The 13,230-nt window shown below is 70.2% G+C and carries 7 protein-coding genes; 5 read left to right on the plus strand and 2 right to left on the minus strand.

Translation table 11 applies throughout. The features are described from left to right. The first annotated feature begins 183 nt into the window (after window positions 1-183). Window positions 184-8,280 carry a hypothetical protein gene (locus ACZ7OO_RS43495; RefSeq protein WP_471512923.1) on the plus strand — a complete coding sequence of 2,699 codons (8,097 nt, stop codon included), beginning with the start codon at window positions 184-186 and terminating at the stop codon, window positions 8,278-8,280. A 91-nt stretch (window positions 8,281-8,371) separates the two neighbouring features. On the opposite strand, the gene ACZ7OO_RS43500 is transcribed toward ACZ7OO_RS43495, so the two are convergent. Next, window positions 8,372-8,626 carry a hypothetical protein gene (locus ACZ7OO_RS43500; RefSeq protein WP_471512924.1) on the minus strand — a complete coding sequence of 85 codons (255 nt, stop codon included), beginning with the start codon at window positions 8,624-8,626 and terminating at the stop codon, window positions 8,372-8,374. 524 nt (window positions 8,627-9,150) lie between these two features. Between ACZ7OO_RS43500 and ACZ7OO_RS43505 the strand changes: the two genes are divergently transcribed. Together ACZ7OO_RS43505 and ACZ7OO_RS43510 are read left to right on the plus strand one after the other, a co-directional pair. Beyond that, window positions 9,151-9,945, plus strand: coding sequence for an SDR family NAD(P)-dependent oxidoreductase (locus ACZ7OO_RS43505; protein ID WP_471512925.1), 795 nt, complete (start codon window positions 9,151-9,153; stop codon window positions 9,943-9,945). Between the two features lie 178 nt (window positions 9,946-10,123). Then, a complete protein-coding gene (locus tag ACZ7OO_RS43510; RefSeq protein WP_471512926.1) occupies window positions 10,124-10,777 on the plus strand; it encodes a LuxR C-terminal-related transcriptional regulator in 654 nt (217 codons plus the stop codon). A 243-nt stretch (window positions 10,778-11,020) separates the two neighbouring features. Here ACZ7OO_RS43510 and ACZ7OO_RS43515 read toward each other — a convergent pair whose 3' ends face one another. Next, window positions 11,021-11,500 (minus strand): LysR substrate-binding domain-containing protein, encoded by a 480-nt coding sequence (locus ACZ7OO_RS43515; RefSeq protein WP_471512927.1) that lies wholly within the window; start codon window positions 11,498-11,500, stop codon window positions 11,021-11,023. Between ACZ7OO_RS43515 and ACZ7OO_RS43520 the strand changes: the two genes are divergently transcribed. Both ACZ7OO_RS43520 and ACZ7OO_RS43525 read left to right on the plus strand, forming a co-directional pair. Continuing rightward, on the plus strand, window positions 11,472-11,714 hold the full coding sequence (locus ACZ7OO_RS43520; RefSeq protein WP_471512928.1) for an integrase core domain-containing protein: 243 nt from the start codon (window positions 11,472-11,474) through the stop codon (window positions 11,712-11,714). The genes ACZ7OO_RS43515 and ACZ7OO_RS43520 overlap by 29 nt on opposite strands. A 165-nt stretch (window positions 11,715-11,879) precedes the next feature. Then, complete coding sequence (locus tag ACZ7OO_RS43525) at window positions 11,880-12,134, plus strand: hypothetical protein (protein ID WP_471512929.1); 255 nt, start codon at window positions 11,880-11,882, stop codon at window positions 12,132-12,134. Window positions 12,135-13,230: the final 1,096 nt, after the last annotated feature.

Consider the following 13,230-nt stretch of genomic DNA (forward strand, 5'->3'; position numbering starts at 1 on the left):
GCCCTCCACGACAGTGATGACAGCGACGATGCCGACGGCGCGACCGGGAGTTCCGGGAGCGCCGGCACGGCAGGCGCCACCGCAGGCCGTGGCAGGAGTACGGGCGGTTTCCGCACCGGCAGCGCTCACGCCGGGTCGGGTGCGGACATCGGTCTGACCCGGCAGATGAGGCAGAAGGACACCTTGGGCCTGAATACGGTCAAGGCCACCATCCTGCGCGCGACCGCCGTCGGCGCGAGCGCGAGCAACGACCTCAACACGGCCCGCAACCACGCCACCCCCACCACCGCGACGACGGCCGCCCGCACCACCACCGGGCCGTCGGTGCGCACGGGGCGGGACACCCCCACGGACGGTGCCTGGCCGGGCGCCTCCCTCGGCACCGAGGCTCGCACCTTCACCGTGGACGAACTGGACCTGCAGAACGTCGTCTACCGCGCCGACGGCCCGGCCACCGCCACTGCCACCACCGGCGCCGGCACGGAAGTGCGTGCAGGCGTCCGCAACGACCTCACGTCGGGGACCGACCGGTCGGCCACCGGCCCGGACCGCACCACCACCGTCTCCACACCTGGACCCGCCCCTCGCACGAAGGTAATATCCACGCCCGAGGGCGGCCTGGCCGGCATCACCACCGTCCTTCGACGCCCCGCACCGGCAATCTCCTCCATCACCGATGTCACACAGGTCGGCGACCGCCCCACGACCACCGCCACCACGCTCACACGCCACACCGGGATCACGGGTATCGAGCCCCACGACCCGATCACGCGGCCCGCGGCGGACGTATGGACGGGGACGACCCCACCGCTCACGCACAGCGGTACGACACCTTCGGCGGTGTCGGGAACGCACGCGGTATTGGCACGCGAGGCTCACCCGATCACGGCTGTGTGGGCGAACCCGGCGCGGACGGTTCCGCAGCAGCACTCTCTCGGCGACTCGGGCCGCCCTGCCGAGGCTGCCGACGCGTCGCGTCCGCTCGCCCTCGAACTCGACCTGCTCAACGCGAGTCCCGGATCCGACCAGATCGCGCGCATCGACACGCTGGCCGCCGAAGTGGCACATGAGGCGATGGAGAGGGACAGGACCGGCCGGCCGCTGCCGGAAGTGACGTACACCGTCCACCGTCCGGCGGCCGTCGCAGGCCAGCCCCACTTCGGACGTTCCCTGCGGAGCAGCACCGTATGGGTCGAGCGGATCCGTGCCGCCTTCGAGCGGAGCCTCGACGCCCGCCTGCCGGACCACGCATCCCGGTTGAAGAGCCGAGTCGTGCTCGAGCCGGCCGGCGCGGACGCCCCGGCGACCGGCCGCGCGGTCATCGCCGTCCGCGACACTGTCGTTCCGGAGGATTTTCTGGGATGGGTGAACGGGCACCTGGCACGGCTCGGAACCGGCGATGTCTCGGAGGAACGCGTGTGGGCGGCGGTCCAGGCGCTGGAACACACGCGGGGGGCCGCCTTCACCCGCATGGACATGAAGGCGCGGGCGGAGGCCACGGCACGGCGTCTCAAGGGAGTGGAGTTCGCGGGTGTGCGCGGGGGTGCGCGTACGGACCGTACGGAAGCCGGGTCCTCGTCCACCGGGCGGGGCGACCTGGCAGGGACCTCGAAGGAGGGACCGTCCTCCGGCGGCGCGCCCGGGCCGCATCCTCCGCGCGCTGTCGCGAACGCACCCCGGCTGGTGTCGGTCGGAGCGGATCTGGATCAGCGCCGACCGCCGCGGATCGACCGCGAGCTCCCTCCTCCACCGGAGGTCACCGGGCCGGTGCCGTTCAGTGACGGCTCCCGGCTGCCTGCCTATATGACGGGAGAGTCGGCCCCGCGGATCGTGCTCGGTGCGGGCCGGCACGAAGTGCGCGGTGCCGAGCTGGTCGTGGCGGAGGTCGGCGGCTGGCTGGAGCCGAACGCCGCGGTCCGTCCCGCGCCGGACAAGGGGCTCGATGCGCGCAAGGGTCCGCCCCTGCTGCGTCAACTGCTGCGCGCTCTGGGCGAGGACCCGAGAGAGTTCGTCGGCGTCGTCAGGTCGTTCCCCTACGAGACAGCCGGCGGACAGTCGCGGAGGCTATGGGTGACCACACGGCCGTACGGCGAGCAGGAGCGGTGGCTGGACAACCCCACCAAGATCGACGCCGCGCAGCGGCTCGTCCAGGGCGGTGGCCGTACCCGGGTCAACGGGACCTCGTGGGGCCTGGGGCTGTCCACGGCTCTGGGACCTGCCAGCGGGGTCGCCGCCGGCTGGTTCCACGGCTTCATCAAGATCGCCTGGGGCAAGTCGGCACGGCACACCCTGCAGCACCAGGTGATGAACCAGACCGAGACGCGCAGTACGGATGGCTCGCACGTCCATCTGGACGCACTGGGCTACGCGTTCTGGATCACGGACGGCTCCGGCCGCCAAGTCGGGCTGAACGGACGGCCGGTTGTGGGGGACGGGCCGCATCGGGAGGCTGGGGAGTTGCGGTTCGCGGTCCGTGACGGCCTCAGCCTGCGCCTCGCGGACTCGCTCACCGCCGCGGCATCCGAGACCGGCTCGGCCTTCCCGCAGACGATCGATCTCACCAACGGCGCCGCCCGCTTCCACGAGGTGAGTGTCGAGGGCGTCGTCCTCCTGGAGCCCGTCGCAGACACGGCGCTCGCGGTGATGGGCTTGGAGGCCGGAGCGAAGGGAGCCGAGCAGGTCACCGAGTTCGTCTCACCCGCTGCCCTGCGGCGGAGCATGCGCGCCCTGCTCATGGGGCCGGTGACGAGTCAGGTGCTGTACGGCGGTGCGCACGGCACGGATCCGCTGGGCTTGCTGCGGATGGAAGTCGTCCCCCAGCGGCTGGTGCGGATCGGTGACATGACGTCGGCCGCGGAGATCCGCGACATCGCGCAGTCGGTGGTACGCAGCGAGCGGGCGGCGGGGGTGACGCGCAGCGTCGAGCTCGGCGGGGCCGCCGGGCCAGGCTTCCACGCCTCGGTTCCGAACGGCGCCAAGCTGCGCATCCAGGCGGGGCTCAACGGCCGCTACGGAGCGTCCGTGTCCCGCACCACCGCCTTGGGGAACACCGCCGGGATCAAGGTCGGTGCGCAGAAGAAGGGCGCCCCCACTGCGCTGTATCTGCTGGAGCAGAATCTTGTGATGACCGGTCCCGCCCAGGTGCACGGTCGGGCGGGGGCTCCGCCCGACCAGGGCGCTTCGGGCCATCGGACCCTGCGGAAGAACCAACCGCAGCGGCAGCCGAGCGAGACCAGCCGGGTGTGGGCGCTGGTGCGGCTGTCCGAGGGGGAGGTGCAGCGTCTGGCCGGGCGGGGTCCCTCGCGCGGCCCGGGGGAGCAGGGACCGACGCCGGTCCCCTTGCTCGTCACGGAGCGTTCGCTCGGGGTGAGCCGCGTGCACGAGGTGAGCTTTCCGGAAGGCGGCCCGGGGCAGGGCGACCGCGGTCAGGCGCGGCCGGCCACGTTCTTCGCGGAGAGCGTGCTGAGCCGACTCGGTGGCGACTACCCCGGCTTGGTGGCATCGCTGTCCGAGCTGTATCCCGGAAATCCCCGATGGAGCAGCGCCGATCACTTCCTGACCGTGCTCCACAACACGCGTGAGGTGTACGACCGGCTGTCCCATCAGAGCATGGCGTCGAACCTGGGCTCGATGCTGGACACGGGCCTGCGGATCGGGCTGGCCCAATGGACTCCTCTGGGACGCAGGCACATCGACGTACGGGTCCGTGCGGAGTTGCACGACAGGGAGTACCTCGGCAGGAGGACGGAACAACGCGGCCGTTTCAGCGCGCCCGGCAGCGACAGCCTCAGCGGTCAGCGTGGCAGCGGCCGTTCCTGGCAGGTCGGCGTCGAAGGCGCGGTGTCCCTGCGCGACGGGGCCGCCGGCACCGCCGGCATGCCGTTGCACTCGGAGACCGCTGTCGTCGGCGTGCGTTATGGCCAAAGGACGCAGTCGGAGAGCGGCTATGCCCTGTCGGGCGGGGACGAGGTCACCTCGATCACCACGGGCGGTGCGGACTGGTACCGCTACGGCGTGCGGTTCACGGTCGAGAGCGGCGGCCACTGGCGGCCGCGGCAGTGGATGCGCGGCGTGCCGTCCGGATATCTGCTGGGTACGCAGGCGTTCGTCTCCACGGACCGGGCCAGGACGCTGATCGGACCGGGAGCGCCGGGCGGCGACCAGACCGCGGAGTGGGGAGAAGTGGTGCTGAGCGTGCCGGTCGAGTACACCGGTACCGCCGGTCTCGAACGGGCCGTGCAGCATCGGGCGGAGGTCATGACCGCCGCGGACGCCCGTGCCATGGCGCTGGGAACTCGGTCGTGGCTGGACGGGGTGGCCGCGCGGGACACGAACTCCGACACGGAGCGTCCCCGGTCGGTGCTGAGCTATCCGCACACCACGATCGACGTCACGGACGGCCCGCAGCTGCTCGACATGGCCCGAACGGTACTGAACCGGGCGTCGGGCGGTTCATGGCAGTTCCGTGCCGACGACGGCAAGGAGACGGAACTGCCGGTGCTGCTCGAGAGCCGGATCGCGAACTTCGGCACGACCTCCGCGCCCCTGGGCGGGCACTGGACCCTGCTCAGCGAGGCTTCGTACCTCGACCGGACCACCATGTTCGCCTACCGCACCAGGCTGATCGAGGCGGCGACAGCGCACCTGCCGGGTCTGACCGCCCTCACCCGACTGATGAAGATGGAGGTCGAAGCGGCGGCCAGCGCGTCGGTGCTGGAATGGGGCCGCAGGGCCGAGACCAGGACGATGGACTTCGGCGGCCGTATCAACCAGCTGACGTCCCTCACGGACGCCCGGGTCGCGAGTACCGTCGGTCTTCATCTCGGGGTCCGCATCAGCACGACGAAGTCCGGGTTCGTCCAGCGGAACGCCACCTGGACGATCAACCGCAAGGACGTGGGCGGCTACCAGGTCGTGGTGAGCGCGCCGGTGGAGCACGCGTACGCGGCGGCCTCCAGCAGACTCGGCAAGGGTGCGCACGGCGCCCTGGTGCCCACGTCGCTGTCCGACGCCTACGGCGAGAAACGTCTGTCGCGATGGGTCGGCGTCATTCCCGGCAAGGCCGCGTACGAGCTGGAACTGGTGAGGGACGGTTACGGCGCGGTGCCCCGCTACGACGAGCTCGCGTGGACGGAGCTGCCGTGGCTGCGCCAGGTCCAGTTCGGCGGCTGGCCGGTCAACTCCCTCAACCCCGCGGCCGCACTGAGCCGGCTCGAGGAGCGGCTGCGCCCGCTGGGCCTGTCGGACAACGACTTCGAGCACTTGCGCCAACTGGTGTCCGGGCGGGTGATCCGTGCCCTGAACAACGAGATGGCGGGTCCGGGCGTGGCGATTCCCGCGCGGCTCGGCCGCTGGGGTTCCGAGACGCTTCGGACCTGGATCCGTTCACGCGAAGTGCAGCTCCGGGTGCAGCTGATCCCTACGGCGAACCGCCACTTCCACGGCCTGGACCACGGCGTGGAACTGGAGGAGCAGCTGCAGGCGACGGAGACGGTGCAGCACAGTCGTGGCCGTAGCGCACGACTGGCGATCGGCCTCACCATGGCGGAGCGCGCCGACACCGGCAATCCCACGGTCAGCTCGGCGGGACCCGCCTATTCGCAGACGGCTTCGACGGCATGGGCGACAGGAGAGACGCAGAGCGATTCCACCGGCTTCGGAACGATCGTGACCTACGCCGACCACCTGCACGCCGCGATCGCGCAGGAGTACGACGTGCAGGTCGACGTGCGGATCTCCGGTGACGAGGACACGGCTGAGGCCACGTCGCACACGGTCCACGGGCTGGGCGGGCTCCTGCACAAGCACCTGCCGCTCAGCCTGATGTGGACCGGCCCCGATTCCGCCAGGGAGAACGATCCGCTGGCTCCCACCGAGCTGGTCCCGCCGGGCCGGACCCGCCGAGTGGCGTTGCCGGCGGTGATGGGCGCGCGCGGCTGGCAGGATGTCGCACACGGCGGCGACGAGGGCGGCGTTCGGCCCTTCGCGATGCCGGCCGAGGGTTTCGCGGTCCGCGGCTTCTTCGGCCTGGAGGAACTGCACTCCGCGAACATCCTTGCCCTGGGCGCCGCGTACGACTCCACTATCGCGCTGCCGAGGAACGTCGAGATCCACGACGAGGGCCTGCTCGCGCGGGCCCAGGACACGCCTCTCACCAAGATCGGCACCGGAGCGCGGGAGAACCTAGAGGCCGGTACGTCCGCCATGGCGCTGACGGCCTTCTTCGCGCAGACGCTGACGGCCGACGGCTACCAGGTGGCGGGGCTGGAATGGCACGGCTTCTTCGGAGGCGTCAGCGGCCGTCTCGACCTGTACTCCAGGCCGGACTTCTCCGGAGCACGGCTGCTGACGGTGGCGGACGGCGTGAAGTTCGAGAGCCCCCGCCAGAGTGCCCACGGCAGTGCGTCCACGTTCGCCCACGCGGGCACGTCCGAGCACGGGATAGACGCCGGACCGGCCGGTCCGACGGCGGCCGGTTCGGCCCAGGAGGGCGGCAACGCGAGCGCCCCGGCGGCCGAATCGAAGTCCGTGGGGCTGTCGCTCGACGGGCAGGGCTCGGTGAACGTGAAACCGGACAACAAGCCGCGTGCCTATCTCTTCGCCCTGCCGGTGCGGTGGCTGAGTGTCGCGCAGGCCCACCACGACGTGAAGGACGGGGCCGTGATGGCGGCCGTCCGGGGCGCCCTCCACCTGGCACGGCGGGAGCCGCTGGCGATGGAGACCGACACCGTGGCCCTGGCATGGGTGCGTGAGGATGTCGCTCGCCGGCTCGGGCTGCTCACCGACACCAACCATCCCGCCCCGGCCAGGCAGGCGTGGGATGCCGTCAAGCAGGCGAGCGCCGCGCTGGCCGCCTCGGACAAGGCGCTGTGGGACCTGCGCCTCGGCGCCGGGGCCGTGCGCGAGACCGCGCTGGACCAGGCCCGGGCCCACCTCGACGAACTCGAACGCCGCGACGTGGACGCGCTCCCGGCGGTCAGGGAGGCGCAGGACACGCTCGTGGCGCTGCTGCGCGAGCACGCCGAGGGCGATGCCGAGGCCGCCCACGAGGGGTGGGACAGACTGCGCGGCGCCCTGATCGAGCAGGCCCGGGAGAGGCTGGAGCAGGCCCGCCGAGCGGCTGCCGACGAACTCACCGCGGCCCGGACCGCCGAGGCCGAGGCACGCGGCTCGATGGAGGAGGTCACCGAGACCCTGCAAGCTCTGCACGAGCACGGCCGGGCCCTGCATCGGGATCTCGTCCGGCTGCGCCGGGCCGCGGACCGCCTCACCGCCTGGCACCAGCTCCCCACCGACGAACAGGACCGGCTGCGCGGCCAGGACACCCCGGAGCCGGACGCGGTGACCTTCACCCCTCTGAAGGCACCGGTGCTCCCCTCGGCGGCCACGAAGGCGCCGAAGCCTGCCCCGCCCAAGACAGCTGCGCCGGTCGTCCGGGCGGACGCCGCGGACGCCGACCCGCGCCGGGCGCACGCGACCGCGCCGTGGCAACCGCGGCACGGGGCCATGATCGCCGAGGACGGCCTGTCCTTCGACGCGTCCGGCGACCACCGCGCGCTGACCATGACCGACACCGACGGCGGGTTGCGCGTCTACGACCTGCACCCACCGCGGGTCGACGGGCAGGGGGCCGTGCTCCTTCCCGGACCGGACGGCAGTCCGGCCCGGGAAGGCCGTCCCGCCGACGGCAATGGTTTCTGGGCGGCGGTGGGCCTGGCCGGGGAGCGCACCGGACAGCCGATGGATCTGGCTCTGCGCGCCGCCAGTGCGGACCTGGGGGAGGACACGCGGCTGTACCGGCGGGCGGTGTTCCACGTCGAAGAGGTGGAGAGGGTGGCGCCGGCCGCTTTCGTCCGCGACCCGGGACTGCGTCAACGGATCCGCGGCGACGGCGGTCGCCTGCCCGACGAGGTGAGGGCCACGCTCACCGCGGAGCAGACACGGGCCCTGCTGGCGACCACGCTGGTGATGGCGCGCAGGTGGGACGAACGGACAGCCGCCAGGGCGGCCGCCCTGGCCGCGCGCACCGGTCCACACGACCTGATCGTCGTGGAGGAGGACGGCTCACACCGGCTCTACACCGTGGAGGGTGCAGAGGACTCCGGCGGCCGCCCCGTGGCGATCGTCTACCGGCGGGGTGACTCCTACCTGGCCGCGCTGCCGAGGAGGAGCGATGCGACGCCGGCCGGCGCCCACGTGTCGGACGAGGCCAGGCGACGGGCGATCAGGGAGGGCAAGCGGCCGGCCCGCGAGTACAGCCACGCAGGCGGCCACCACTGATCGCGGCGCCAGGCCGCCGTGGAACGCGTGGGGAGGCCGACGGAGGGGGCCGGCTGTGCCGGGGCGTCGTCCGCCTTCGTCATCGGCCCGCTCAGGTCAGTACGCCCCTTCTGGCGTGGCTCGATCTGCGGCGGGCCTCGCTCAGCATGTTCCGTTCCTCGTGCGTGAGTGCGGAGAGGAGCTTCGGGTTCTTCAGCCATCCGTTGAGCAGGGCGTGGGAACCCCCGAGCCTCAGGGAGTACGACCAAAGGCTCTCGCCCGGGGAGTCGTGGCCCCATCCGGCGGCCCATTTCAGCAGGTGGCGGACCTTCTCTTCGCTGTTGTAGCGGACCGGCATCGGATACATGGATCCACCCCATCTCGGCGCTCTTGCATCACGGGTGCCCTCGCGGGTGAGCGAGGGAAGTGCTCGCGGCGTGTTGCGCCGTGCCTGACGGTCGGCGATGAGAGCGGAGCACTTACCTACATGTTAAGTAAGCATGGCTGGCTGGTGACGGGGGAGGGGGTCGTTATTCACCTGGATCGAAAGCGATTTGCATCCATTGATGCACCTATGTACTCGCAGAATCTGTACCCTCTCGTTATGTAGAGAGGGGTTGGAAGGCTTGCATCGGGGGGGGTGCGACACCTGGTCGGTTCGGGCAGAACCCGTCGCCCGCGCCTTGCCCGAAGGGGTGACGAGCGCCACCTTTATTCTTGATTGAACATTCAAGAAAGAGTGCTACTCTTCCCTCAAGGGCAGCGTCGGAAGGGTCGACCGGACGATGTGGGCCCGGCCCTCATGGCCCGAAACGGCATGGCGGGCCCACGGTGCCCGCGGGATGTATCCGCACCTCGATTATGTATTGCTCAATCCAGAAAAGGAACGTCATGGAACTGCACCTCAAGGGCAAGGTCGCCGTCGTCACCGGAGCCAGCAAGGGCATCGGCCTGGCCGTCGTCGAGGGTCTGGTCCGCGAAGGCGCCAAGGTCGTCGCGGGCAGCCGCACCTCCACCCCCGAACTGGACGCCCTGGCCGCCGCGCACGACGTCACCGTCGTATCCGTCGACCTGTCCACCGCCGAAGGCCCCGAGACCCTGGTCCGCACGGCCGTGGAACGGCACGGCCGGATCGACGTCCTCGTCAACAATGTCGGCGCGACCGAGCCCCGCGAGTCGTTCCTCAAGGTCACCGACGAGGACTGGCACAACGTCTTCGGCCTGACCTTCTTCAGTGCCGTCCGCGCCAGCCGCGCGGCCCTGCCGCACCTGCTGGAGGCCGAAGACGCGTCGATCGTCAACATCAGCTCCATCAACGCCCAGTTGCCCTTCCCCATGGTCGTCGACTACTCGGCGGCCAAAGCGGCGCTGACCAACCTGAACAAGTCGCTGTCCGAGGAGTTCGCCCCGCAGGGCGTCCGGGTCAACTCGATCGCCCCGGGCCCGGTCCGCACTCCCTTCTGGACAGCCCCGGGCGGCTTCGCCGACGCCACCGCCGCGGCCGCCGGAGTCACCGCCCAGGAAGCGCTCGACGTGGTCGTGCCGCAGAGCATGGGCATCACCTCCGGCCGGATCACCGAGGCGCACGAGGTCGCCGACCTCATCCTCTTCCTGGCCTCGCCGGTGGCGAGCAACATCACCGGAGCCGAGATCGTCATCGACGGCGGCCAGATCAAGACCCTCTGACTGTTCCCGATGGACACCCCTGCCGTCCCGCCCGATCGGATACCTCGGCGAGACCGCCGAGTGGCCACCGGGCGGCACGGCACGGGCGACACCTTCGGGAACCGGACTGCTGCGAGCTCAAAGGGTCGTTGCTTCTCGCGCGATGCGAGACATTTCGGATACTCGGAAAGGACGCTCGGTGAGCGGTTCTGGAACGTCGCCCCTCATGCAGGTGGTCGTCCTCGCGGAGGACAGACTCACTGCGCAGGGCGTAGAGGCACATCTGGCAGCTGACGAACGCGTGCGGGTGCTCGGGCCGGGTGCCGAGGAGACCCCGGACGTGCTGCTGCTCATCACGGCCGAGCTGGCGGAGGACACCTTCGCGGTCCTTCGGCGCTACTGCCGGGAAAACCCCGACGAATCACCGCGGCTGATCCTGGTGGCCAACAAACCCACGGCCCAGCAGCTCGTCCGCGTGGTGGGGCTGGGACTCGTGGCATTCCTGTCCCGTGACCACACCACCCTCGCGGACATCAGCAAGGTGCTCTGCGCCGTCGCGCGCGGCGCCGCCTCGCTGCCGCAGTCGATGCTGGGATCACTGCTGGAGCAGATCCGCACCCGGCGCTGGAACGATCAGGCTCCCGAGGGAAGTGACGACCCGTCCTCCTTCACCGACAGAGAGCTCGCGGTACTGCGGCAGCTGGCCGCCGGTTTCAGCACCGCGGAGATCGCCGCGGCCCTGCACTACTCCGAACGAACCGTCAAATACATCATCCACGAAATGATCGTCCGGCACGGCCTGCGCAACCGCGTGCACGCCGTCGCCTACGCGCTGCGCCAGGGCATTCTGTAGCGGCCGCGCAGCCCTCACCCCGACACGGCAGCGACTCGCCACGGAGCGGGTCGCTTTGCCTCACGGACCAGCGCCAGGAACCGGCCGGCCCGGTCCGACGTCACCTCGGCGTGCCCGCGTTGTATCGACACGCCTCCGGCCCCATGCCGGCGTGGTCTTCTGCAGCAGGCTCTGGTCCGCGTCAGTGGTGCCGCCACATCGAACGCCGCCGCCTGCGGACCTTGGCGCCTTGGCCGTAACTGCTCAGAAGATTCCCCGAATGATTTCGACCGGGCGAGGATGGGGTTCGCCGCGGTCCGCACGGCACGCGACGGCCAGTTCGATCAGGGGCGCGGGCAGTAGAGGCCGGTAGACGACACCGCTGAGTGCCAGTGCCGTCACCGGCTCGGGCACAACCGTGACCCCGAGGCCGTCGGTGACCAGGGTGATGAGTGTCCAGGTCTCCCTGACCTCGTGCTGGATGAGCGGCTCGACGCCGACGTAGCGCAGGAGGCCGAACGCCGCGTCGTGCATCACCGAATGACGGTCGGCCGCGTGCACGATCCGATCGATACCAGCGAGGTCGGCAACGCGGCCCCGGGTCTTCGCCGCGAGGGGATGTTCGGCCCGGCAGCGCCGCCACCAGCCGGTCCCGGCGCAGGGTGTGGGCCGGGCGTTTGCCGACGCCTGCCGCAGAGCCGGCGTCGGCCAGTCCATGAGCACGATCGGCTCCAGCGCGGACAACGCACTCGCCAAGCTCTTCAACGCAACGTTCAAACGCGAGACACTCCAAGGTCAGAAGAGCGGGTTCAGCGAACACGAGGCCCGACTCGACGCGTTCCGCTGGCTGCACCGCTACAACACCCGACGCCGTCACTCCCGCCCCGGGCAACGCAGCCCGACCGCCTACGAGGCAGCGACCAGAACAACATCAACTACGTTCTCACCGGCCGCATAACCCTTGTCCAGGATTCGGGGTCAAAGCTCAGGAGCCGCTCACCGCAGTGCAGGCGGTGGCCTTCTCGTGGGACAGTCCGCGAGCAGCATGACGATGACGGTCTCGGCGTGACTGCCGGTGGTTCCGAGGGCGTGGGTCGAGTGATGAGAGTTCGTGGAGGGCGCCGTGGTCGAGAGAGAGTCGTCGCACAGCGCCGTCGCTCAGCTGAAGGAGGATGGCATCGAGGCACGCGACACCGTGGTCGGCCTTGCCGCCAACAGCCGGACACTGTACGTCGGCGGCCTCGACCACGCCCGCGCGACCGGTGCCCACACCGTCTCCGTCGCCTCCAACGACAACGCCGTGATCAGCGCACACGCCGACGTCGCCATCTACGTCCACGACCCGGCCAGCCTCGACGTCGACCAGCACGTGCCGTAGGCGCAGTCCCTTCGGAAGGCGAACTCGTCCACCCCAGCACCCGCGGCGCACGTCCGACACTGCCGGTGCCGTCAATAGCCGGAGCCGCCGCGTCCGGCCCGCACCCAGTCGCGGTCGGCGGCACAGCCATGCGGCAGGACGGCCGCCGAGCTCGATGGCGATCGACCGCAGCCAGCCCGCCAGCAGCCCGGTGCTGGAACGGCGGTAGCGCGCGGACAGGCCCGCTCCCTGCTCGACGAAGGTCGCACAGGAGCAGCTCCTGCGGTCGCAGATGTATTGGCGCACCCGCGCCGGATAATGACTCGCCACAACCCCAACGGCACGTCTTGCAGGGTGCGTTGATACGTGCTGCGTACGCGACGGGCCTGCTTGCGGCAGTTCGGGCACCGGCCTGGGCAGGCCGTCGACATCGCTTTCACCACCAATATGCTGGAGGAGTCGCTCATCCTCAACCGTCTTGATCGCAACAGCAGGAAGTACGCTGCCGAAACGATTCCGCGTTCCTGTCGCTGATCTAGGGATTCACAGAACTGCGGGCGGAGCCAAAATTCGAGATCGGCATCAGGCTGGCCGAGCGTCGTCCGGAGCCGGAACTCGTGTCCTACTTGAGGGCAGGACAGCCGGTTGTACCACCTGCTGACTCTCGCTTTTCCGTCTCCACGCACCGGTGCAAAGGGTTCGCCCGCGTGCCGGCGGATCCACACCACAGCACCGGTCCAAAGCGACTGGAGTACCGCCCGAGGCACAGGAGCATGGTCAAGAAGGTTGCCCAGAGGGGCAGGAGTTGGCTGTAGTCGACGGGTCTTGTAGTGGGTGCTGTTTAGGGTCAGCAGGGATGCCTGCTGGGTTGTTTGGTGTGGGGAGGGTGTTGGGTGGTGTGGCTGCTCGGCGGTCCTCTTCGGTAGCGGCGTTGGTACCGGGGGTTGGGTCTGGTCGGCGGGAATCGGGTTGTCGGGGCGCGTTAGATGGCCACGTCCGATGGTCGTATTCAGTCGCTGGGTGGCCGTCTTGGCGTGAGGAGTGTCGCGCATGGGTGATCTGCAGATGCCGGGTGCGGTGGCGTGGGTGGCGAATCTGGCGGTGGGTCAGGAGTGGC

It is taken from the genome of Streptomyces sp. NPDC111744, from assembly GCF_055634995.1.